The sequence below is a fragment of the Shewanella sp. SM95 genome, from assembly GCF_025653595.1.
GTDB classification, from domain to species: domain Bacteria; phylum Pseudomonadota; class Gammaproteobacteria; order Enterobacterales; family Shewanellaceae; genus Shewanella; species Shewanella oncorhynchi.
This window is the reverse complement of sequence record NZ_JAKKSE010000002.1, coordinates 269,260-294,240: the sequence shown is the minus strand read 5'-3', so window position 1 is coordinate 294,240 and position 24,981 is coordinate 269,260. Positions and strand designations below refer to the sequence as shown.

At 45.4% G+C, this 24,981-nt stretch carries 12 protein-coding genes; all 12 read left to right on the top strand.

All coding sequences use genetic code 11. The annotated features are described in order from the left end of the window. The first annotated feature begins 1 nt into the window (after window position 1). The 12 genes from L5M29_RS04070 to L5M29_RS04015 all read left to right on the top strand — a co-directional run bounded on the left by L5M29_RS04070 (window position 2) and on the right by L5M29_RS04015 (window position 24,980). Window positions 2–811, top strand: a complete 810-nt coding sequence (locus tag L5M29_RS04070) for a DUF2220 domain-containing protein (protein ID WP_263166364.1) — start codon at window positions 2–4, stop codon at window positions 809–811. Continuing rightward, window positions 808–3,750 carry a hypothetical protein gene (locus L5M29_RS04065; protein ID WP_263166363.1) on the top strand — a complete coding sequence of 981 codons (2,943 nt, stop codon included), beginning with the start codon at window positions 808–810 and terminating at the stop codon, window positions 3,748–3,750. Before L5M29_RS04070 ends, L5M29_RS04065 begins: the two co-directional genes overlap by 4 nt. A gap of 1 nt (window position 3,751) precedes the next feature. Then, on the top strand, window positions 3,752–5,143 hold the full coding sequence (locus L5M29_RS04060; RefSeq protein ID WP_263166362.1) for a hypothetical protein: 1,392 nt from the start codon (window positions 3,752–3,754) through the stop codon (window positions 5,141–5,143). A gap of 12 nt (window positions 5,144–5,155) precedes the next feature. Next, window positions 5,156–5,758, top strand: coding sequence for a condensin complex protein MksE (locus L5M29_RS04055; RefSeq protein ID WP_263166360.1), 603 nt, complete (start codon window positions 5,156–5,158; stop codon window positions 5,756–5,758). A gap of 253 nt (window positions 5,759–6,011) precedes the next feature. Then, a complete protein-coding gene (locus tag L5M29_RS04050) occupies window positions 6,012–6,947 on the top strand; it encodes a restriction endonuclease (RefSeq protein ID WP_263166358.1) in 936 nt (311 codons plus the stop codon). Between the two features lie 106 nt (window positions 6,948–7,053). Next, the gene (locus tag L5M29_RS04045) at window positions 7,054–10,353 is read left to right on the top strand and encodes a helicase-related protein (protein WP_263166357.1); all 3,300 of its coding nucleotides are present in this window, start codon (window positions 7,054–7,056) and stop codon (window positions 10,351–10,353) included. Further along, complete coding sequence (locus tag L5M29_RS04040; protein ID WP_263166356.1) at window positions 10,350–11,039, top strand: DUF4391 domain-containing protein; 690 nt, start codon at window positions 10,350–10,352, stop codon at window positions 11,037–11,039. The genes L5M29_RS04045 and L5M29_RS04040 overlap by 4 nt, the downstream gene beginning before the upstream one ends. A gap of 34 nt (window positions 11,040–11,073) precedes the next feature. Further along, a complete protein-coding gene (locus L5M29_RS04035; protein WP_263166353.1) occupies window positions 11,074–12,954 on the top strand; it encodes an ATP-dependent nuclease in 1,881 nt (626 codons plus the stop codon). Window positions 12,955–12,956: 2 nt separating this feature from the next. Beyond that, window positions 12,957–14,573 (top strand): DUF2130 domain-containing protein, encoded by a 1,617-nt coding sequence (locus L5M29_RS04030; protein ID WP_263166352.1) that lies wholly within the window; start codon window positions 12,957–12,959, stop codon window positions 14,571–14,573. A gap of 75 nt (window positions 14,574–14,648) precedes the next feature. Next, a complete protein-coding gene (locus tag L5M29_RS04025) occupies window positions 14,649–16,580 on the top strand; it encodes a site-specific DNA-methyltransferase (protein WP_263166351.1) in 1,932 nt (643 codons plus the stop codon). Between the two features lie 12 nt (window positions 16,581–16,592). Then, window positions 16,593–19,697: a type III restriction-modification system endonuclease gene (locus L5M29_RS04020; protein ID WP_263166349.1), complete on the top strand. Its 3,105-nt coding sequence runs from the start codon at window positions 16,593–16,595 to the stop codon at window positions 19,695–19,697. A gap of 279 nt (window positions 19,698–19,976) precedes the next feature. Then, window positions 19,977–24,980 (top strand): AAA domain-containing protein, encoded by a 5,004-nt coding sequence (locus L5M29_RS04015; RefSeq protein WP_263166347.1) that lies wholly within the window; start codon window positions 19,977–19,979, stop codon window positions 24,978–24,980. The last annotated feature ends 1 nt before the right edge of the window (window position 24,981 follow it).

Below are 24,981 nucleotides of genomic sequence, written 5' to 3'. Positions count from 1 at the left end.
TATGAACTTGTATGGTTATTTGGATGCCATCGCTAGAAACAAGCCCGTTAATGGCCCTCGTTTTAAGCATATGCTCGAAGCTCAGGGTGTTAGTTTAGAGGCCCTTGGTAAATTACGTCACATAAAGGGCGACACCTATAAAGTAGATGTAATAAACGGTTCCCTGTTCAATATACTGCTGCTTCAATTTAAGCCACCAGTAAACCGCGTAGAAGCGGCCGTAAAAGGTAATTCACATAGAGTCGGTACAACGACGTCGTATTTGTTTGCAAAGCGCCCTAATCGTGAATTAGTTGCCATAGCGTGTGCGCCCGATTCTGATTATAGTCAAAATCACCAATTTAGTGACTGTACCGATGCGGTCCTTATCGAAAACAGTGAGTGTTTTACTTACGCTGACGACTTCCTACGGGCTATGGGGTTAGACAACACCAAGCCTGCAGTGGTTATTTGGCCTCAAGGCAAGGGCGTTACCCACTCCGAAACTTTGAGATTCTTGGCCAATAACTTTGAATCTGTTTACTACTGTCCTGATTACGACCTTGAGGGGATCAGGATATTTCTAACGCTCAAATCCGCCCTTGGTAACAAAGTAAAATTTGTACTGCCAGATGAGCTTTTATCGCACCCACAAAGATACCTGCCAGGTGCATCGACCATTGGAACATCTCCGCCGAAATCTCAAGAAGATCTTTTCACTGCTCACAGCTTATGCGTTGAAGCCGGTTTAGATGATATGGCCAATTTTTTCACAAAAAACCTTAGTTTCGTCGAGCAAGAAGTTTTCTTAAACGGGATGGTAAAAGCATGAATAACTTGTTTGTAGTCAAACCCACTAAACTCATTGCCGTAGACTCTGCATCCATCGCTTATATCGAAGTCCCTATCGACGAAACGATTATTCTTCTTGGCACTGGCAACTGGGGCAAAAGCAGCTTGATTAATGCAATGCGCTTTTTCTTGCTCCCCGAAACGACGTTGGCCAACTGCGCTACTAAGTTTGCGTTTCTCTCTTCAAAGGACACTAGCCAGAAGGGTGCTTACTACAGCAAAGATGAAGTTCGGGATCATTACTTCCCATCTGAACATAGCAGATTAATTCTTGAAGTTGAACATCGGTTGAGTGATGGCACCCGTCGCCGACATTGTCAGATAATTGCTGGTGGTAATGACTACCAAATCAATCGTTATTTCATCAATCAGCCGTATGATGATATTCAGCATCTGTTTTGGGATAAAACGGACGAAGGGGCAGGCGAACGGCCGAAAAACATCTCAGGCAGAAACCTACTTTCAGCACTAAAAGAAGTGGACCGTTCAGCAATCCAAGTTAAACAAACAGAAAGCCTGAACCGCCACCTATATGACGCTGGGAACTTCATGAACAAGCATGAACCGTGTTACGTCATATTTCCTTTGAAAGACCTCTCCGATACAGCCGTTGAGTCTGTACGTTCGCTGGTTAAACTTATCTTCAACCAAGATAGCCACTCGATAACTATGATGACGGGTGCCGCGGTCAATCAGCGCAATCAAAACAACGATAATAAATTCATGGTTGATGTACAGAAGTTAATTCACGAGCACACTGACATCGAAAATAAAAAGCAACATATCAGGCATCTCAAAAGCCTTAAACCGGAGTTCGAAGCGCTAAAATCCAAGTACCAAGAACTGAGAACAGAGCATGAGCTGGACATATCTTTGGCAAGGCTGATCATTGAGCAGCGTGCAGGGGCTGAGCTAAGCAACCGTTCTCTATCATCGGTAATAAGTGAAATGACTCCGCGCCAAAGCCACCTCCGAGAGTATGTGGAGATGAAATCTCAGCGAGAAGGTGAAATCAGGATTAATGATGCCCTTATTGATGGTGCAAATACGGATTTAGAAAAAATAAAAAAGCGAATAAAACACGCTGAAGACTATCTACTTCGCTATCCAAGTTTAGATGCGGATACCGTTAAAGTGATAATTGAAGAGGAACTTCTGCAACACCGGGAGGATCTTCAAATCATCATCGATGTCGACACTCGAAATAGAAAAGTCAGAGATATTAAAGAGAAAATTGAAGCAAGAGAATCATCGTTAAAAATACTGATTGAGAAGCGAGATAACTTCGGGTTTAGCTTAGTGTCGCAACTGCCCGATGAGCAGCTTGAACTACTAATGACCCTTAATCCGAAGTTATTTGATGCTAACCCTCTCAGAACTCTCTCAGAATCGGAGTTGAAAGCTTTCGATTCGATGTATGGGTTGTTTACCCCTCTGGATAACGGCTTTAAGTTCTTCAACGTCGATCTGCTTCACTCTGCCTTATTTCTGTCAGAGCAAGATAGCCTTCAGGACCGTATTGATAACGAGAGCCAACAGATTGAAGAACTCAAAGACAAGCTCTATGACCTCTGCCGCCAGAACGACAAACAGACATTACATGATCTATCTCAGATTAAGCGCTTGGAACAAAACATTGAAAGTGCTGAGCGAGAGCTTAAATCAGTCAAACGCCTAGATTCAGACCGGGAGGCTCTAACTGAAACCAATGAGAAAATTTCTAACTACATGCAGAAAAATGAAAAGCTGACTACCCAATTATCTGAAGTGATAAAAAGTATTGAGCATCAAAAAAGTGAATTAGCAAAACATCAAGTTGCTAAGGAGAAGGTGGAAGCCTCTTGTGCAAAATTTGAACGTGCGCTTGAGATGATCAATGCGTTTCTACCTCGGTACCCAAGAGTTGAAAAAATCATTGAGCTATCCTCACCAGAAATTGACCCCGACATCGCTGCCATTGAGCCAGCAGAAATCAGTCAAATTGAAAGCATGAGAACTGCTATTGAGAAAGCCAAAGAAGCAAGGGATTTTGTTATAAAAGCGCTGGTGAACATGTGCGCCCAGAGAGTAATTGAAGATACTCAAGGCATTTTGAAAGGAGAACAAGAAACAACGACCTCAGCAATTCACAACACTTTCACTGAGCTAGAAACCTTATTTAATCTGTTGGAAGACAACGAAGACCAATTACGGCGCGATACGGAGATCCACAATAAATATATCCGCAATCGATTAGATAGAATGAAACTTGCCAAGGAAACTATTCAGTCCACTGTCGACGGGATTAATCAGGAGCTGGCCGAAGCATCAATCAATGATTTAGAGGGTGTAAGACTAAGTGTTGTGCTCAACGGCCCATTTGAGGACCTAGTTAAATCTTGGATTGAGTTTGACGACTTGGACCCAAATAACTCTTTGCCAACATCTTGGTACAATCGATTGCAGGAGTTTATGTCATCTGAAGCTGTAACCCTAGACGGAAAACTTCTGATAGATAACCTGATCATGTCTGCAGGTTATGAGAGTAAAAAGCTTGGAAATCTGTGGGAAAAGAAAACCCAGTCAACCTCCACACAGCTTCTGACGTCAATCCATTTCTGCAAGATATTTCTCAATAGACTCACGCCATCAGCTTATACGTTAGCATTGCCACTTATCATGGATGAATGTGGTCAGGTGTCTTCAGAGCAATTCAGACCGATTATCGACCTTCTGTACGAAGATGATCAAAGCATAATTGGGATTACCACTCATGGTAAAAGTGGCGGCATGATTGCTGAATTCGGTAACTTCCAAATTTTAGATGAGATGACATCCGGCAAACCATATCATCCAAGTAGAGCTAAGGTCAGTTTCCCCCGAGTCCAAGAATACTTGAGGCGAGTGATCCATACGACACAAGATGAATTGGGGTTCTAGTATGTCCGAAGTTAAAAAGCAATTTGGCTGCGTAGAGACAATCCAAAAATTATTAGTATATCGAGACGTATTGTTTGATGTAATCAGGTACATGGATGTCAATCGAACATCATCTATACCCGAGTTCGAGTTCCAAAAGTATGTACTTCGGATGCCCGCGTCGAGCATAAAAGAAGTAGCAAAGGAACTCTTAGCTGTGTTCGACATCGAGAACCTAAAGCAATCAAGAATATTAACCGATCAGAAAATGCTCGATGGTCATTCCGTGATTATGTTTAACCCTCATGTGATTGGCCTATTTCGTCTCTGTGAAACCAGCTTAATCCGTTCTCTGAATGTACAAGCGCTTAACAACGCGATGAGTCCGATTTGGGCAATGATGAAGTCTCATACTGAAGGAAAGTTATCCTTAGTGAAGGGCAGTGAAGACTATAAAGAATGGACAGATGAGCTAATTAACCATCTAAGTGACCTTATCGGCAGGATCAAATCTAACATCGACAAGCTTCAAAACATGAGCATGTTGATTGAACAACAGGCTTGTTCATCTACTGAGATAACGCGACAATTTGAACTTAAGAAAGAAATATTTAAACGCGCATCTTCGATATATCGTCGTGAGATAAAACCTCTTGTGACCTTTCTTGGCCGGCACGCAAATTATGACCAGGGGAGCGGGATAACAAAGTGCCTAGAGTTGTTTGCGTCGATATTCAAATCAATCGACGATAGTGTGCTCGCGGATATGATGCTGACCTACCATGTTCAGTTTTGCGATATGCATACTCCGATTAAGCAAATCGCTGATGAAATAAGCGTTTTCCTCAAGAAGAGCCGTGAGGCGTTAATTGAACAGTCAGGTATTGAGAAGGCATTTGCTGATATTGAAGCTGCATATCAACAAACGCTTTCCACGGATATGCGAAACAAGTACATCGATTTGCGCAAACTTAAACAACTTTCAATGCCTACCCGTTTGCCTGCAATAAACAAGCCAATGTCTTTACGCATCGATAAGGAACCATCTTACCTTAACAACGTATTCATTGAGATTGAGCAAAGAGCACATCGAAGCAATGAATTTTTAGATGGCGAGATCCTATTGTCCGAGTTAATCGATAGAAAGAATGTTTTGGAGATACAGCATTCACTGGCGGTACATAAATGGTCAAAGAACCATCACTGGCCACTAGAGGAAGATTGCCTTCAGATTGCTCTGAATGAAGTTTCAAAGCATGTTCCAGATTTCAAAATGCCGGATCTGCTTGAAGTGCTTTCAAGCCTCCAATCTGATCCTAGGTTCAAAATTCTCGTTACCAACGAGTTCAAGACCGTTTCCGACAACGAATACAAAATTAACTACCGAGTAAGGCAATTGTCACTCGTGAATTAAGAGACCATGAAGATGGAAATGAGCAACACGTTTTATGAGGTAAAGGAAGAGTATTCACAGGAGATTTTCCGGTTGTTTACTACTGGTTCAGTAATAAACAAATGCCAATACATGATGAATACGGGAAGAATTACTGAATCACCTTTTTACCTAGAACTGCTGTCTAGATTTGACCATTACAAGCTACTCTATCGTCATCTAGGATATGAGCTTTTGCACGATAACAACGGTGAGTTTTATTCGTTACGACCACTGAAGGACTTTGATAGTGATGAAGATCAGATTGACGAAACATCAATCAAAATTGTCGCAATCCTAACACTGATATCCAAGGAAATCGTCACCCGCGGTCAACGATTAGAGCTGCTTGAAAATCCAGTTGTTGGACTAACTTCGCAGGACTTGGACTCAATGGCGAACGATGAAAAATGTAGTGCCATTCTTTCCTCATTAAAATTGAAGTCACCGACAGACGCAGTTGAGTTCCTTCGAAAAAGGGGGTTTGCCTTCAAGGTTTCAGACTTTCGACTTGTACTTAGCCGAGGTGCAATGTCCTACATCGATGTTTTGATACAGCGTGAAAATGAATTGAAGGCGGAACTAAATGACATTTGATATATGTATTGTAATTTTTGCCTTATCGCTTCTCAGGTGACCAGCATTTCACTGAATTTAACGTTAATAGTGTTTTTACAAAGACTGTGTGCTATCTCTCTGGATTTGATAGAACTTTTCTGACAAAATCTTACAATTATGTATATCAATCTAATAGGTTTAATTGATCTCTGTTGTGCATGATATTGAATAGCTATTAGGCGATTACGATTGCAGTTTTTGCCACAAGAATAATAAAAGGTGAGGCACAGGGATGGTCGATACAATTCCAAGCTACGAAGAGATGATGCCAGCGGTGCTTAAGGTGCTAGCTGACGGGCAACAAAAACCACTGAAGCAGGTTTATGATGACGTTGCAGCCCTCTATGGCTTTTCTGAAGAGCAGCTTGCGCTCACCTTGCCCAGTGGTAAACAAACCTACATTCGTAGCAGGGTTGGTTGGGCTAAAACCTACCTGGTTAAAGCGGGACTTATCCATCAACCTAAGCGTGGTATCTGCGAGATAACTAGCAGGGGAAGGGAAGCTCTGGCGAGTGGTCAGCTCATTAATAACGATTACTTATCTCTGTTTGATACCTTTAATGACTTTAGAAGTGCCCACCAAGAGCAATCAACAGAACAAGGCAAAGTAGAGCGTTATGCCAGTATCAGTCATAACGATAATACTCAAACCCCAACAGAGTTAATGTCGCAAGCCTTTGCCGCCTTAAACTCAGCCCTTTCCGATGAATTAATTGAACAAATCCACACTCTATCGCCTAAGTTTTTCGAGCAGCTGGTGGTTGATTTAATGTTAGCCATGGGGTACGGCGGCAGTCAAAAGGATGCTGGTCAAGCAACCCAATACAGTAACGATGGTGGTATCGATGGCATCATCAAAGAGGATAAACTCGGACTCGATTCCATCTACCTGCAAGCCAAGCGCTATCGTGACAACACCGTCGGTAGGGCGGACATCCAAGCATTTGCCGGGGCGCTTGATATGCACCGTGCCCGCAAAGGGGTATTTATTACCACCTCCAGCTTCAGTAAAGACGCCCGCAAGTTCGTCTCATTAATTGAAAAGCGCATCGTGCTCATCGATGGCCGTGAACTCGCGGCGCTCATGATAGAGCACAATGTTGGGGTTTCTACCCGTGAGCTTTACGCCGTTAAGGCAATCGATTCAGATTATTTTTTGGAAGAGTGATGGAGCCTTGTTATGGGCACATTTTATTGCTTAGTAAATCTGAACCTTAAAAGTTCCCCCTCGAGTGGCGGTCAACAAATAGTCGAATAATAGAGGCAAGGTCTGAATGGAACTGATAGATAACATTAATCGGCTACTTGGTGATGACCTAAGGCAGACACTTAAACCAGGTGCTCGGCTGAAAATCGCTGCTTCTTGTTTCTCTATGTATGCGTTTGAAGCATTGAAGGCTGAACTTGAGAAAATTGATGAGCTTCAATTTATCTTTACCTCTCCGACGTTTACCGCCAATGAGGTGACCGATAAGCTCCGTAAGGAGCGCCGAGAATTTCACATTCCCAAAGCTGATCGGGAACGCAGCTTATATGGGAGCGAATTCGAGATCCAACTTCGTAATAAACTCACCCAACGAGCAATTGCCAAAGAGTGTGCTGACTGGATGAGGCGTAAGGCTTCGTTCAGGTCTAATCGCAGTAAAGCCCCGATGCAGCAGTTTGCCAGTGTTCAAACCAGCGATAAATTGACGGCTTACATGCCATTACATGGATTTACTGCAGTCGACCTTGGCTATCAGCCTGGCAATGCGGTTTCAAACTTCGTCAATAAAATGGACGAACCAACGTTTACAGCTACCTACGTCAATCTATTTAACCAGATATGGCAGGATCCAGAGAAACTGGAGGATGTGACCTCGCAGATATGCGAACAGATAGAGTCTGTGTATCAGGAAAACTCGCCAGAGAGCATCTACTTTCTGATGCTGTACAACATCTTCAATGAGTTTTTAGATGATATTAACGAAGATGTGTTACCCAATGATCGTACCGGTTACCAAGAAACGCTCATTTGGAAGAAGCTCTTTAACTATCAGAGAGACGCTGCAACTGGAATCATTAACAAACTTGAGACCTACAGTGGTTGTATCCTGGCCGATAGCGTCGGATTGGGCAAAACCTTTACCGCCTTGGCCGTCGTCAAGTATTACGAATTGCGCAACAAGTCTGTGTTGGTTTTATGCCCAAAGAAGCTTGCAGACAACTGGCTGAATTACAATCGTAACCTCAAGACCAATATCTTTGCGCGTGACCGCTTCAACTATGATGTTCTTTGTCATACCGACTTAAGCCGCACTAGCGGAGAGTCGTTTGGTACGCCGCTGAATCGTATCAACTGGGGTAACTATGACCTGGTGGTGATAGATGAGTCGCATAACTTTCGTAATAACGACGCCTATAAGGATAAAGAAACCCGTTACCAGAAGTTGATGAACAAGGTTATCAGGGAGGGGGTTAAAACCAAGGTGCTGATGCTTTCAGCTACACCCGTGAATAACCGCTTTAATGATTTGCGCAATCAATTGGCGCTGGCTTACGAGGGAGAGTCCGAAAATCTCACCAAGAAGTTACGTACCGAAAAGACGGTGGAAGAGATATTTCGTGGTGCTCAAGCGAGTTTTAATGCTTGGGTAAAATTACAACCTGAAGAGCGTACAGCTAGGGCGATTCTTGACTCGTTGGACTTTGATTTCTTTGAGTTGCTCGATAGCGTCACGATTGCACGATCACGAAAGCACATCCAGACTTTTTACGATACCAAGGACATAGGGCAATTCCCTGAGCGCCGCAAACCATTATCATTTCACAGCCCACTCACAAATCGAACTGATGTGATGAGTTTTAATGAAATTTTTGGGCAATTATCCCAGCTCAAACTCGCAGTGTATGCACCGATTAGTTACATCCTGCCAAGTCGACTCAGAAAATACGAAGAGATGTACGATACTCAGGTGGGTGGGGGAAGGGGGAAACTCAGGCAAGCGGATCGCGAAAAGAGTTTGCAGGCGTTGATGACCACCAACCTATTAAAGCGCTTGGAGAGCTCCATTGAGTCATTCAGGTTAACGCTCAAGTCCTTGCGATCAAACCATGTGAATACCTTGGATAAGATCTGTGCTTTTAATCAGAGCACAGGAGCTACTGGCACTGGCTATAGCGTGGGAGATTTGACAGAGCAGTTGGAAAATCTGGACGCCGACGATGACGACCTCCCTTTGATAGGGGATGCCGAGATTGGCGGAAAGATTAAAATCAGTCTTGCAGACATGGACTTGCCTTCGTGGGAACATGAGCTGAAAGTTGATTTGGAAATCATTGATGCCCTGTTGACATCGATGAACAAAATTACCCCAGCCGATGACGCCAAGCTACAACACCTAAAGGCCTTGGTGTTTAGTAAAATCAACGCTCCTTTGAATCCTGGAAATAAGAAGATATTGATTTTCACAGCGTTTGCAGACACCGCTGATTATCTCTATGCCAATTTGGCGCCCGAGTTGTTGGAAACTCAGGGGTTGCACAGCGCCAAAGTCACAGGGAAAGGAGCGCCACAATCAACGCTAAAGAACAGTCAGTTGAAGAAAAGTTATGATTTCCAGGAATTGCTGACGCTTTTTTCACCGCGCTCCAAAGAAAAGGCCGTTGTATTGCCTAACGAACCCGCCGAAATCGACCTGCTTATCGGTACCGACTGCATTTCAGAAGGTCAGAACCTTCAGGATTGTGATTACCTGATTAACTATGACATCCACTGGAATCCCGTTCGTATTATCCAGCGGTTTGGGCGCGTAGATCGTATTGGTTCGTTAAACACCAGTATTCAACTGGTGAACTATTGGCCGGATATCACACTTGACGAGTATATCAACTTGAAAGAACGGGTTGAAAGCCGGATGATGATCGCCGACGTCACGGCAACTGGTGATGATAATGTGCTCTCGGCGCAGGCAAATGATGTTACTTACCGCAAAGAACAACTGCGGCGTCTTCAGGAAGAGGTCATTGAGCTCGAAGATCTTAAAACCGGTGTATCTATAACTGACCTTGGGCTCAACGACTTTAGGATGGATTTGCTCAACTATGTGAAAGCACATGGTGAACCTAGGCACATACCCAACGGAATGCATGCTGTCGTGTCAGCAAACCCGATGTTAGATCTAGAGCCCGGGGTTATTTTTACCCTGAGAAATCGTAATCCTGATGTGAATGTGAATCAACATAACAGGTTACACCCTTATTATCTTGTCTACATTGCGCAAAGCGGTAAGGTTATTAATGACCATACAGAGGTAAAGCGTTTGCTTGACTTGGTACGCAGTGGCTGCAAAGGGCAGGCATTACCCATTGCTATTGCCTGTCAGTCATTCAACAAAGAAACCAATGACGGCAGAAACATGCAGCGTTACTCAGAGCTCCTTGGTATGACAATCCGCTCGATGATCGAAGTCAAAGCAGAAAAAGACCTCGATAGCCTTTTCAGCTCAGGTAAAACCTCTGCGCTGACTAACACAATCGCTGGATTGGATGACTTTGAGCTTATTACCTTTTTGGTTATTCAGGAGACTGAATGAGTAATTCGCTGGCAGCCGCCGCCAAGACGGCCTTGATTAGTTATCCCAAACAAGCGGAGTTTGGGCGTGTGGTGCCAAAAAATAAAATTTATGAACACAGCAGCGCAAATACCAAGCAAAAAGAGCTGTTTATTGAACAGGTTGAGCAGATAGTTTGGCAGTACAAGCTTGCGCCGGAAACTATTAACCTGCCGGCCAAGCCAGAGGTGCCTGAACTGCAGATTTTTAGCATTCGACTTAAAACGCCTGAGCTAGATTGGGATGTGTTGCGCTGTATCGATGGCGCAGTACCGTATCCTATTATCTTTGAGCTGTGTTTTGCTGGCAGAACACAAGTAGTTGCCGCGTACAAACGCCCACATGAGGCAGACGCCAATCGCTGGGTAGTGTCGGATTACTTCGCCACAGCCTGGTTACAAAGCGACAGTGTCAGGGACCCTATGCCGACAACACTCAATTTAGCATTGCTGTACGAACAGCTCATGATGCGACTACTCCCGGTAACCGCAAGACCGCATGAACCCCTCGCTGAACTGTTTGAACGGGGTGTTCAGGTAAAGGCAAAGCAGCGTGAGATTGAAAAGGTTGCTTGTAAGCTTGCCAAAGAAAAGCAATTCAACCGCAGGGTGGAGATGAATGCGTTATTGCGGAAGTTAAAAGCTGAACTGGTAGAACTCTCGTGTTGATTGATAAAAACAGAGTCAAGGGAAGACAACAAAAATGAAGATTCAATCCGTTCGTATCAAGAATTTCAGAGCATTAAAAGATGTTACTATTCCTTTCGACTCAGTGACAACCTTCATTGGGCCGAACGGTGCCGGAAAATCTACGGTGCTTCGGGCACTCGACTGGTTCTTCAACGGCAAACCTGGTTCGTTGACGGAAAAAGACTGTTCTTTTGGGGCGATAGAGCAAGACATTGAAGTTCAAGTCACATTCTACGACCTCACTGAAAAAGACCGTGAGGCGCTTGGCAAGTATGCGCCTGAAGGTGCAGTCACCTTCACAGCATGGAAATGCCGTTCACCAGATGGCGTCGAAGTCCTCTCTGCCAACGCAAAAGGATTTGCTGCCTTCAATGCAATCAAAGCGGCAAACAGCGCGACTGCAAAAAAGGAACTGTACAAAACTCTCCGCGTTAGCAGTCCTGAACTTGCATTGCCAGAGGCGAAAACAGGTCCTTTAGTTGACGAGGCCATGATAACGTGGGAAGCATCTCACATGGACCAACTTGTCGATGCGCCTGAATCACTGCAAACCAATTTCTTCGGTTTTAACAGCGGCGGAAAGATGAGCGGGCTCTTTGACTTTGTCTTAGTAACTGCCGACCTTAGGGCCAGTGAAGAATCGCTTGATGGCAAGTCAAGTATTATTGGGCGTATCCTTGAGCGTTCTGTAGACCGCGCTGCTGCTGATGAGGAAATTGCGAAGATTGTCGAGGAATCACGAGCACAACAGCAAAAAGTGTATGAAGAGAAGTTTAAGGGGCAGCTCGAAGCAATAACATCGCAGCTTAACGAGGTTGTTGCGTCTTATTCGCCAGGGCGAACCGTTACTGTTTCTCCTGCCGAGGTTGAACTTAAAGCCCCCAAGACAACCTTCGAAGTGGCTGTACTTGATGGTTCAACCGAGACGGCAGTGGACCGACAGGGGCATGGCTTCCAACGGACGATTCTAATCTCGGCGCTCCAGCTTTTAGCGCAGTCAGGAGCAGCGTCAACAGATGGGGTTATTTGCTTGGCGATTGAAGAGCCTGAGCTCTTTCAGCATCCGATCCAAGCTCAGGCCTTCGCGAAGGTTCTCCGGGCTCTTGCGGAGGATTCGAGCAAACGCATCCAGGTGGCTTATGCGACGCATAGCCCCTACTTCCTTGAGGCTCGCCATTTTGATCAAGTCAGGCGATTGACGCGATCATCAGGAGATACTCCGACTGTGACAATCCACTTTGCCACTGTTGATGATGTGAAGGCTCGACTGTACCAGATAGTGAATGCTGATGTGGTAGAACGTCAGTTAGACGGCGTTGTTTCGGATCAACTGGCCGTAGCGCTCTTTGCTCATCGCGCTTTTCTTGTGGAGGGCACCACCGAGTCATCGATATTCCACGGTATTGGCGACAAGATATCTCTTGGTGCGCTTGAAGCCACTGGCATTTCCATCGTCCCTGTTGGAGGTAAGACGTCGATCCCTCTTGTCCATGCAATCCTGTCCGCGATCGGTATCCCTGTTTATGCGCTCTTCGATGCCGACAGAGGGTGTGAGGCACGAGCGAAAGCTAAAGGAAAGCAGCAAAACAAGATCGATGAAGAACTGGCAAAGAATGCCAAAGAGAACCGGACAATACTGAAATACTTCGGTATTGCAGAAGAGGATTTTCCGGGAGCTACCGTTAGTGCCACAGTCGCCATTTTTGAAGACCATCTGGAATCGTTTCTCATAGCTAACTGGCCTGAGTGGCTAACCGCCTGCAATGAATTAGAGGCAGCCACAGGCGTTAGTCTTGTGAAGAATCAACTCGCATACCGGACTGCAACACTTAGGGCCGAAGGAACCGTTCCTGAGATGCTTAAACAAATTCTTGCCAAAGTAAAAGGAGTTTAGCCATGCACGAGATCATTTGCCCACACTGCAAAAAAGCATTCAAGATAGATGAAGCTGGATACGCAGACATCCTAAAACAAGTTCGTGATAGCGACTTTGAACAGCAGTTGCATGAGCGGCTCGAACTGGCAGAGCAAGATAAACGCAATGCTGTTGAGCTTGCAGAGGCCAAGATTGCTGGTGAATTGCAAAAAGCTGCATCTGTTAAGGATTCTGAAATCCAGGAACTCAAGGCAAAGCTCGATGCCAGTGACGTTACCAAGAAACTTGCGGTTAGTGAGGCGCTGAGTGCCGTGGAAAAGGATCGCGATACGCTGGCAAATGCCTTGGAGAAGATTAAGCAAGAAAAGGAATCTGCCGCTCAACTGGCGGAGGCAAAACTCCTGAACGAGCTTCAAAAAGCGGCCGCAGCCAAGGATACTGAACTCCAAGAGCTGAAGGCCAAGCTTGATGCTAGCGAGGTAGCCCAGAAACTTGCCGTTAGCGAAGTACTGAGTGTTGTAGAAAAGGATCGTGACGCACTGGCGAGCATGTTGGAGAAGCTCAAGCACGAACAGGCCTCCGCCGCTCAGCTGGCCGAAGCGAAACGCCTGAGCGAATTGCAGAATGCTGCAGCCATCAAAGATGCAGAGATCCAGAGTTTGCAAGCCAAGCTCGATGCAAGTGAAGTTGCGCAGCAGCTTGCTCTCACTCAAGCGCTCAGTGTGGTTGAAAAGGAGCGTGATGACTTGAAGAGTGGTCTTGATAGAGCGGCTCTTGAAAAGCAGCTTGCCGAGAAGGCACTTAAAGATAAGTACGAGACCCAACTTAAGGATCGTGACGATGCCATCGAGCGTCTGAAGGATCTGAAAGCGAAATTATCAACCAAAATGGTCGGTGAAACCCTGGAGCAACATTGCGAGATTGAGTTTAACCGTCTCAGAGCCACAGCTTTTCCGTTGGCTTACTTCGAGAAAGACAACGACGCGCGCACTGGCAGTAAGGGCGATTATATCTTCCGTGACCTGGATGAAGCAGGCACGGAAATTGTCTCTATCATGTTCGAGATGAAAAACGAAAACGATGAAACAGCGACCAAAAAGAAGAATGAAGACTTCCTCAAGGAGCTCGATAAAGACCGTAACGAAAAAGGCTGCGAATATGCGGTGTTAGTGTCGCTGCTGGAGCCTGATAATGAGCTCTATAACGCCGGTATCGTTGACGTATTTCACCGCTACCCGAAAATGTACGTCGTTCGCCCGCAGTTCTTTATTCCGATCATCACGCTGCTGCGCAACGCTGCGATGAAATCGCTACAATACAAAACCGAGCTGGCCTTGGTGAGGTCGCAGAACATTGATATCACCAACTTTGAAAATCAGCTGGATAGTTTCAAGGATGCGTTTGGCAAAAACTATGACTTGGCAGCACGTCGATTTAAAACGGCCATTGATGAGATTGACAAGTCGATTGACCACCTGCAAAAAACCAAAGACGCCCTGCTGGGAGCAGACCGCAACCTACGGCTGGCCAACGATAAAGCACAAGATGTGACGATCAAAAAGTTGACGCGGGACAACCCAACCATGGCGGCAAAGTTTGCCGAACTCAAGCATGACACTGCAGCTGAGACGGAATAAGCCAACTTTTTAGCTGAAGCCGTAGCGCTTAGGTGCTGTACTGCCTAAACATTAGAAGAATAAATGGAACCAATAATGGAAAAACTGAAAATGCATAGCCCCAATCTGGTGGCTCAGAATATTGAGCAATTGGCGGCGTTGTTTCCAAGCTGCGTCACCGAATCACGCGGCAAAGATGGCAAACTTAAACAGGCCATCGATTTCGATTTGCTTAAACAAGAGCTCTCGACCCATATCGTCGAGGGGCCACAGGAGCGTTATGAGCTCAACTGGCCGGGTAAGCGCAAAGCGCTGCTAACGGGCAATGCACCGATTGCCAAGACCCTGCGACCTTGCCAGGAAGAAAGCGTGGATTTCGATACCACCAAGAACCTGTTTATCGAAGGCGATAATCTCGATGCGCTGAAATTGCTGCAAGAGACCTATCTGGGCAAGGTCAAGATGATCTATATCGATCCGCCATACAACACGGGAAATGACTTCATTTATGAAGATGACTTCGCCGAAAGCAGTGAAGAATTCTTAAGGAGATCAAACCAAGTCGATGAAAAAGGAAATCGCCTTGTCACCAATAAAGATTCGAATGGCCGTTTTCATTCAGATTGGTTGTCAATGATATATCCAAGAATTAAGTTGGCTAAAAATCTCCTCTCCGATGACGGAGTGCTTTTTCTCACGCTGGATGACACCGAAGTTGCAAATATGCGACGCATAGGTGATGAAATTTTCGGTGATGGCAACTTTGTGGCAAACGTTGTATGGCAAAAAAAATATGCAGTGGCAAATGATGATCCTGGAATCGGTGTAATGCACGACCACGTTCTTGTCTATAGAAAATCGCAGGCTTTCGTCAGAGGCTTGCTACCACGCAAAGCAGAGCAAAACGAGCGCTACAAAAATCCAGATAATGACCCTAGGGGCGAATGGGCTTCAGATAATTACGTTAGTAACAAATCCAAAGATGAGCGACCCACTCTCTGGTATTCAATTACGCATCCTCGAACAGGCGAGGCGGTTTGGCCAGAAGAACATGCGGTCTGGCGATACTCCAAGGAAAAACACTTGGAAATTGAACGCGAAGGTAGGCTATTTTGGGGGCCTAATCAGTCTTACAAGAAACCGAGGCTTAAGCGTTTCCTAAACGAGGTTAAACAGGGAATTGTCCCTCCGACTTGGTGGACGTTTGCGGAGTGTGGGCACAACGATGAAGCGCAAAAAGAAACAGCAGCGCTACTTGGCCAAAAAGTGTTCTCTACACCGAAGCCGATTCGGCTGATCGAGAGAATGATTACTATTGCAGGTGCAAAGGATGGAATCATTCTGGACTTTTTCGCAGGCTCTGGTTCAACTGCACACGCAACCTTGAAAGCTAATGCACAAGATGGCGGCTGTCGCCAATACATTGCAATTCAACTTCCTGAGCCGCTGTTAGAAGACAATAATACTCAAAAAAGTGCGGCTATATTTTGTAAGAAAATTGGTGTTAAGACAAATATTGCCGAATTGACGAAGGAACGCCTTCGTAGAGCAGGTAAGGAGATTCTAGAGAATTGTCCCAATGAGAACTGGAACAAGGATGTAGGTTTTCGTGTTCTGAAAATAGACTCATCGAACATGTCTGATGTTTATTACAATCCTGATGCGATTACCCAAGCTGATCTGTTTGCTCAAGTCGAAAATGTCAAAGAAGATCGCACAGAAGAAGATTTGCTGTTCCAGGTCATGTTGGATTGGGGAGTGGATCTTGCCTTGCCAATTCGCCGTGAAACCATTGCCGGTAAGACAGTGTTCTTTGTCGATGCCGACGCGAATAACTGCCAGGGTGCCCTGGTAGCCTGTTTTGATAAAACCGGGGCGGTGAATGAAGCTTTCATCAAAACGTTAGCGGCTTTTTCACCGCTGCGACTGGTGTTCCGCGATGCGGGCTTTGCCTCCGATGCGGCAAAAATCAATGTGGAGCAGTTGCTTAAGCAGTTAAGCCCCACCACCGATGTCAAGACTATCTAACGGGGTGAGGTGATGAAACTAAAGTTTAAACACCAGGCCTATCAGGCAAACTCGGTTCAAGCGATCGTCGATTGTTTTAAAAGCCAACGGCATGATGACGCGGCGCGCCGGTACAGAATAGATCCAGGCTCGGATACCAAAGGTCATATTGGTTCAACGGTAGTGGTTGACGAGGGTTTTAAAAATGCGGATTTACAATTAACCAGTGAGCAGCTGTTGGCCAATATTCAGGCGGTGCAGGCCCGGCAGTATTTACCACAATCCACTAAACTGGTGGCGAGTAAAGCAAGCCCGCTGAATCTGGATATCGAAATGGAAACCGGTACGGGTAAAACCTACTGCTATGTGAAAACCATTTTCGAGCTCAACAAGCAATACGGCTGGAGCAAGTTCATTATTGTTGTGCCTAGCATTGCGATCCGCGAAGGCGTCTATAAATCGCTGCAAATTACCGCTGAGCATTTCCTTGAGGATTACCACAAAAAAGCTCGCTTCTTTATTTACAACTCCAAGCAATTGCATGAGCTTGAAACCTTCTCATCTGATGGCGGCATCAATGTCATGGTCATCAACGTACAGGCCTTCAACGCCCGGGGAGCCGATGCACGTCGGATCTATGGTCAGGAGCGCACACTTGCCGATGGTACTAAGGTGCTCGAAGGGCTGGACAGTTTTCAATCGCGAAAGCCCATCGATATCATCAAGGCTAATCGCCCTATTATGATCCTCGATGAGCCGCAGAAGATGGAGGGCGCGAAGACCCTCGACTCTTTTGCCGAGTTTAACCCACTGTTTATGCTGCGCTATTCAGCTACGCATAAGACTGAGCATAACAAGGTATTTCGACTCGACGCGCTGGATGCCTACAACCAAAAGCTGGTAAAGAAAATCGCTGTGCGTGGTATTACAACCAAAGGGCTTGCTGGTACCAATGCCTACCTCTATTTGGAGCAGATAGAGGTTTCAGCGAAAAAAGCACCGGTCGCACGCCTCGAGTTTGAAGTTCGCCTGACCAGTGGTGGGATAAAACGTGAGGTCCGCAAGGTTAACAAGGGTTACAACTTGTTTGAGCAGTCCAACGGACTTGACCAGTATCAGGGATTCGTTGTCTCAGACATTAACGCGAATACCGATACCATCAGCTTTACCAATGGTGTTGAGCTGACCGCTGGCGATGCCTGTGGAGATGTCAGTGAGTCAGCGCTGCGCCGGATGCAGATCCGCGAGGCGGTTAAAGCACACTTTGAAAAAGAGCGTCAGTTGTTTGGGCAAGGCATTAAGGTGTTGAGCTTATTCTTTATCGATGAAGTGGCCAAGTACCGCGATTATTCAGCGGCGGATGAGAAGGGTGAATACGCTCGGATGTTCGAAGAAGAGTACCTGCAAGAGCGAGACAATCACCTTGGGTTATTTGATGGCGAATATCAGACCTACCTTAAGGACATTGCGGTTGAGAAAACCCATAATGGCTATTTCTCTATCGACAAAAAGTCAAAACGCTTGGTTGACCCGGTGGTCGGCAAAAAGGCGACAGAAACAGACGACGTCGATGCCTATGACCTGATCCTTAAAGACAAAGAGAAACTGCTGAGTTTTTCTGAACCAACCCGTTTTATCTTCTCCCATTCAGCGTTGCGTGAAGGCTGGGATAACCCGAACGTGTTTGTGATCTGTACCCTTAAGCACAGTGATAACACCATTTCACGCCGCCAGGAAGTGGGCCGAGGTTTACGTTTGGCGGTGAACCAGTTTGGTGACCGCATGGATGACCCTCTGCGAGTTCATGATATTAATCGCTTAACGGTTGTGGCGAGTGAGAGCTATAAGGATTTCGTTGCAGCCTTACAAAGAGACATTAGTGACTCGCTCTCTGCCAGACCGCAAAAAGCGGATGCTAAGTATTTTACGGGTTTGGTACTGCATACAGAGCAAGGCGATATCAAGATCTCCGAAGAGATGGCCAGAAAGATAGAACGTTATCTGGTTAAGAATGATTACACCGATGAGCAGGACCGAATTACCGATACCTACTTGAAGGCAAAAGAAGAAGGTACCTTGGCACGATTGCCAGAGGAGCTGCAGCCGTTTGCCGATCAGATAGTTACTATGTTGGATGCCGTCTATAGTGATAAGCGCTTGCCTGATGTGGGTGATGACCGTAAAGGAAAGATAAACCCGCTCAACAGTAATTTCGATAAAAAGGAATTTCAGGAGCTCTGGTCGCGGATTAACCACAAAGCTATCTATCAGGTTGAGTTTGATTCAAGTGAACTCGTTAATAAAGCGAGTCGTGCACTGGATGCCAAGCTACGGGTGGAAAAATTGCACTTCAACATTGTTCGCGGTGAACAAGTTGACGGGGCGACCGCCGAACAGTTGAAAGCAGGACAGGGTTTTATGGTTTCAGAGACTGAGCGTGAGGAGTACCAACACTCGGTCCACTCGTCAGTGAAATATGATCTGCTGGGTAAGATAAGTGAGCTGACTAAACTTAAACGCAGTACGGTTGCTGCCATTCTGCAAAAAATAGATCCCACGATTTTTGCCCAATTCAGGCACAATCCGGAAGATTTTATCAGTAAGGCGGCGCTGCTCATTAATGAGCAAAAGGCGACTATGGTCGTTGAGCATTTAACCTATGATCTGTTGGAAGAAAGGTTTGATACCTCAATCTTTACCGCTGGTCAGGTCAAGCAAGACTTCACAAATGCAGGTAATCCACTGAAAAAGCATATCTATGATTACCTGGTGACTGATTCAGAGGTTGAGCGGAAGTTTGTGTTTGGTGATACCAAATCAGATGAGCAAGGTGGATTGGAGCTAGCTAAAGAGGTCAGTGTCTACGCTAAGTTACCTAAAGGTTTCTTTATTCCGACCCCGGTTGGTAACTATAACCCCGATTGGGCCATCGCTTTTGAAGAGGGGGCTGTCAAGCACGTCTATTTTGTCGCGGAGACGAAAGGCTCAATGGCTTCGCTCCAACTGAAAGGAATGGAAGAGGCAAAAATTGAATGTGCTCAGCGTTTTTTCAACAAGCTCAATGCTGAGCTTGCCTCGAAGAATGTCACTTACAACGTTGTGGACAATTTCAAAAGCTTGATGGACTTAGTGCGCTGACAAAGATTAGGTGCGACGTCATCTGACGCATCATTTGGGAAAGGTGAGAGTTACCGGTTTGATCAAGGTTTCGAACCTTTGGTCAATTTAAAAGGAGTTAACTCTCACCTTTAGGCCACCAGAACGAAACTCATGCCAATGGCCATAATTGCTTCTTTGAGGTGCCAAATGCACAGGGTAATTCAGCCAAGAGACGTTGTTTTATTTGTTTTAGTCGCGGGGGCCTCGTTGTAGCGGCCTGACTATATGCGATTTGGTTAATATTAAAAGGAATTTACGTTGGAAGTAGAAATTTGGGACGGCGGTCTTCAAGAACACGAAGTTGAAGCCATTGAAAAAATAAAAAACGTCTTTTCGGGCAATGATTCTCAGGTGGCAAAGGAACGTGCCGGGGGCTCACTTGGCGATCAACTGCAAAACCTTGGGTTTGGAAAGGACCAACGTAAAAGAAATGGCAGCAATGGAATGCTCCCTTGGAAGGGCTATGCAGGATTTCGTTTTGTTGAGGCAAAAAAAGAAGGTGAATTCGATTTAGTTATTGTCACCCACTGCAATGCCATCATCGTTGAGTTGAAAAACTGGAACCATCAGCCTGTGACGCAACGAGGTGATAATTGGTACAAAGGTGAGCAAAATATGGGACGCTCGCCGGTCAGTGTGACCCGTGGCAAAAAGTTCATGCTCGACAAAAAGTTGAAGCGCCTTGCTAATCAATTTACAAACAAAGGTTACCCTCCTCAAGTGCATTTCTTCGTTGTGATGACTGGGAATGCCGATTTTAGTCAGTTGCCAGCGGATCAGCTCCTTCATACTGTCTCATTGAACGATTTCCTTAAATTTGCTGATCGAAATATTTTTAATAACCAATTCAGGCCACACCCTAACGCACAGAATTTGAATAAAGATTTCCCTATCTTCGATACGTTATTCTTAGGTGTTCAAACTGCACCCAAAGCGCTCAGAGTAGATGGCTATGAAGCCAAGGAAAAGATTTTCGATCATCCGAAAAATGTTTATCGGGAGTACCTTGCAAAGTCTGAGATATCCTCTGGCTCAGAAGTATTACTGCGTGTCTGGAACTTCAAGAATGCCCCTGGAAGTAAAGGCTACACACCAGAAGGAAGAGTTGAGATTGTTTCACGCGAGCGTGAAGTATTGCACTATATCAATCACCAGAACCGGGACCTTTACAACCACTGCTTGCGTTCACTGACGAGCGTCCAAAAAGATGCAGTTACCGCAGAATACTGTGAAGTATACGAACTTCCACCTGGCCATGTCCGCTTTAACGAGTTCATCGGAAAATATGGTAATGCATTTTCTGACTTGGACCGCTTAAACATCACTAAGCTTTTGATTGCCAAGTTTGGTGATCTGCATGAGATAAAAATCGCTCACAGAGATATTGCGGATCATAGTCTTTGGCTCTCTCCTTCTAAAGAAGTCGCACTTTCAAGCTTTATTTCGGCGTACCACCAACCTATTGACACCGTTGGCGATTATCGTAAAAGTCTTTCTGTTGGCGCTGTTGAAGCACTAGACATGCTCGACGAGACGGATTTGACGCCCTTTCAGCAGGATGTTCATACCTTGGGGCTTGTTGCATGGCACTTGTTAAGTGCAAAGCGAATGTCTCCCAAGAGCTTAGAAACTGTTCAGGAGGACATGCTAAAGAGTGATAAATGGTACTCTGAAGTCTTGCTGGATGCTGTTGCTGCAAGATTCACGTCTGCAACAGAGTTCTTCGATGCGTTGAAGCAAGCAGAACCAGCAAGCGAAGCTTTTCCAACGTTTGATGACGCAGAGCTTGACCCCTATCGGCATCCCATCAATCACTCGCGTCAGTATCGCGAAGATGATGATTTTTTAGTCGAAACCGGCGAAAAGGAAGTCTATGTATCTGAAGGAAGACTTGTAAAGGCATGGTTGAATGTTGGTGGGCAGGGAGAACACCCTACAACAAATTTCCTGGTTTTGAAGTTTCTTAAGTTTTTGGATAAGTTATCCTCAGTAAAACCGACGTATCTGCCGCAAATCCGTGAGTATGGTATTGCTTCTAAGTCCTCAAGTCTGTATTTGGTTACAGATCACATTCAAGGAGAAACTTGGGATAAAGCGCTAATTGCTGACGATGAAAAAATCGAGCTAATTAGTAAGTTTGTTGCGGCAGTTGAGCATTTACACGACCTTGGAATATCTCATGGCGATATCCATCCTGGCAATGTGATGCTTGAGACTGAAAGCCGCTCTCTTTACTTAGTCGATATTCCTGATTTCTCACCGTCAGGCGAGGATCAAAAAAATCACCTCTACAGCCCCGAATATATTGATGGATGCACTTCTTTTGAGCGTGATAATTTTGCCGTGATGAAGATGTCTTGTGAGTTGTTAGGCCTGCAATGGGGGCACGAGTCTGAAACTTACCCAGCCTTGGCGACGGCAATTAGGGCTGAATTGGAGGACTTTCAATTTGGTTTCAGGGGATTGGGTCGCTTTAAGAAGGCGATATCCAGTGGCATCGGTTTGTCAGAGCAACCACTAATTGAGATTATAGTAAGCCGCACCGATGAAGCTATTACTCTCTTACCTGATAATGGACACCTTTACGTCAAAGTTGAGCCAAATCAGAAGGCGTCAAATGAAGTCAAAGTAACCTTTTCTGGGATCGGTGGTAGTTTTTCCGCATTTTACTGTAAAAAGCAGAGAGTACTGCAAGTTGGGTTAAAGCCATGGCCACGTACATCGATTCGAAAGCAGGATATAGATGAAAGTCAGTTTGAAATTGATACGGGAATAAGGATTATTCCCGGTCGGCCGCAAGATATGTCTGCTTTAACTAAGCTACTTAATGATCAAGAGTCGTTTGCTCGTGCGATTGAACTGGCTACTGCACCGGAAGATAAGTTAGAACCTGAAGACGAGCAAGAACAACAAGACGACCTTACTACTCAGCTAAAGGAAGCTTTCGCAAGGCTAGACGAACAAGCTTTGGAACCTTCTTCGGCAAAAAGGCTACAAATTTCGACAACGAAACTCTGGCGATCAATTTTGGATACTGAGACAGAATCTTATCCCAATATTGAAGTCAGCGGTGAAATTGTTCCTGTTGCAGAAGCCAAAGGTGAATTGTTGCTCCCTTACTCAACGGATATAGACCCTCTTGGTGGATTCAGCAGTAGCGATGAAGTCGAAGCATTAGTGGTTGATCAAGATGGGGCAGAGCGATTCATTGGCGAAGTGTCACTTAAGAAATCTGCGTTAAAGGAGATCCGTCTGGTCAAAACCCGTCAAGCAGCCTACTCGTTGACTGACTCAGATATTGTGTTCTTTCGTACCAAGCAGGATCGCGCATCGTACCAGAAGCGCAAACGAGCTTTGGAGCGACTACTCGACCGTGAAGGCGTAATGCCTGACTTAATCGATCTTTTCGATCCCTCTTGCAAAACTACTGCTCAAAATTACGGTATCACCTTAAGCGATTCAGATTTCTCCAGGTATGACCGAGAGGACCAATACGGAAATAGGATTAGTTTGAATGAGCAGCAACGGGACGCTTTTGCCAAGTTGGTCAATAATGGCCCACTCTCTTTATTACAGGGACCACCAGGGACTGGTAAAACAGAATTTATTGCCGCTTTTGTGCACTATTTGGTAGAAAAGCAGAACACCCAAAGAATTTTGCTTGTTAGCCAGTCACATGAAGCCGTGAATACTGCGGCAGAGCGGATCAGAAAGCATTGTGCTCGTCTGAATACACCTTTGGAAGTTGTTAGATTTAGTAACCGCGAAGGCGCTGTATCGCCAGGCCTGAAAGACGTTTACTCAAATGCGATTACAACGGAGAAGCGTGAACTGTTCAATGCTGAAAGTAAGTACCGAGTTGAAGCCTTGAGCGATGCGATTGGTCTGGAACCAGAGTTTATCTCGAGTGTTGTGTTAGCAGAGCTTAAGCTTTTTAAGCAAATTGACCATCTCGAGTCATTGCTATACCAAGTCAATGACTTGGTTGATGAGACGGACAGAAGAAAGTTGAAGGATGTTGCAATAGAACTCGACTCTTCTATCCGCTCCAAACTGAGTTCAGCGTATGGCATTAGCTTAGATTCTGAAGCTAAGGTCTCTGATGCCAAAGACTTACTGATTTCCAAGCTGTGTACCAATTATGGGGTAAGGCCTGATGAGGCTCGTCGTGTCAAAGCGATAGCAAAAATATCAAGGGATATGCAGGATGCCTTGTCGGGAGAGCGAGTTAACATTGATGAGTTTTATGCACGCTCCAGACAGCTGGTGGTTGGCACATGTGTTGGTATTGGGCAGGGGCACATTGGTATACAGGACAAAATTTATGACTGGGTTATCATTGATGAAGCTGCGCGTTCAATTGCGAGTGAATTAGCCATTGCGATGCAGTCTGCTAGACGCATTCTATTGGTGGGAGATCACCTACAGCTTCCTCCGTTATATTCCGATGCGCATAAAGCTGCGTTGGCAAGGAAATTAGGGATAAACAATTCGCGAACAGATATTGATGAAGTATTACAAAGTGATTTTGCTCGTGCGTTTAACTCTGTTTATGGTAGGCAGGCCAGCGCAGCGTTGCTGACGCAGTACCGTATGGCCCCACCAATTGGTGATTTGGTATCCAAGACCTTTTACGACGGAAAACTGCGAAATGGGGAGCGAGTTGTACCAGATGTCTATAAGAATGCGCCACAAGCCATTCGCAGTGTCGTGACCTGGCTTGACACATCTAGCTTAGGGCAGAGGTCGCATCATTCAGAAGACCGTGGGATGAGTATCTACAACCGCTGCGAAGCTGATCAAATTATTAATGTGCTCAAACAGGTATCAGAGAATACTGAGCTCGTCGCTGAACTCTTAAAGCTAATACATAAAGATGAAGCAGCAATCGGTGTAATTTGCATGTATGCCGAACAAAAAAGGCTAATTCGTCAGAAATTCAATCAAGAAATTTGGAGTGATGGCTTTAAGGATCTTGTCAAAATTGACACAGTTGATAGCTACCAAGGAAAGGAAAACAGAATAATTGTCTTGTCATTGACACGGTCTGATAAGCGACATTCTCCAGGCTTCCTGCGAGCACCAAATCGAATTAACGTTGCCATGTCTCGAGCCATGGACCGTTTGTTAATTGTTGGTAATGCGGACCTTTGGAAGGGTGTTAACAAGGAACTTCCGTTAGGTTCCGTTATTCGCTATATGAATGAGGGTGGTCAGCAAGCTGGGTACAAGTTTATTGCAGCTAAGCAGGGAGGTAACTGAA

What these genes read in the sequence shown, in the direction of transcription:
- L5M29_RS04070 (WP_263166364.1), top strand. Translation starts at nt 2, where the DNA reads ATGAACTTGTATGGTTATTTGGATGCCATCGCTAGAAACAAGCCCGTT.
- L5M29_RS04065 (WP_263166363.1), top strand. Translation starts at nt 808, where the DNA reads ATGAATAACTTGTTTGTAGTCAAACCCACTAAACTCATTGCCGTAGAC.
- L5M29_RS04060 (WP_263166362.1), top strand. Translation starts at nt 3,752, where the DNA reads ATGTCCGAAGTTAAAAAGCAATTTGGCTGCGTAGAGACAATCCAAAAA.
- L5M29_RS04055 (WP_263166360.1), top strand. Translation starts at nt 5,156, where the DNA reads ATGGAAATGAGCAACACGTTTTATGAGGTAAAGGAAGAGTATTCACAG.
- L5M29_RS04050 (WP_263166358.1), top strand. Translation starts at nt 6,012, where the DNA reads ATGGTCGATACAATTCCAAGCTACGAAGAGATGATGCCAGCGGTGCTT.
- L5M29_RS04045 (WP_263166357.1), top strand. Translation starts at nt 7,054, where the DNA reads ATGGAACTGATAGATAACATTAATCGGCTACTTGGTGATGACCTAAGG.
- L5M29_RS04040 (WP_263166356.1), top strand. Translation starts at nt 10,350, where the DNA reads ATGAGTAATTCGCTGGCAGCCGCCGCCAAGACGGCCTTGATTAGTTAT.
- L5M29_RS04035 (WP_263166353.1), top strand. Translation starts at nt 11,074, where the DNA reads ATGAAGATTCAATCCGTTCGTATCAAGAATTTCAGAGCATTAAAAGAT.
- L5M29_RS04030 (WP_263166352.1), top strand. Translation starts at nt 12,957, where the DNA reads ATGCACGAGATCATTTGCCCACACTGCAAAAAAGCATTCAAGATAGAT.
- L5M29_RS04025 (WP_263166351.1), top strand. Translation starts at nt 14,649, where the DNA reads ATGGAAAAACTGAAAATGCATAGCCCCAATCTGGTGGCTCAGAATATT.
- L5M29_RS04020 (WP_263166349.1), top strand. Translation starts at nt 16,593, where the DNA reads ATGAAACTAAAGTTTAAACACCAGGCCTATCAGGCAAACTCGGTTCAA.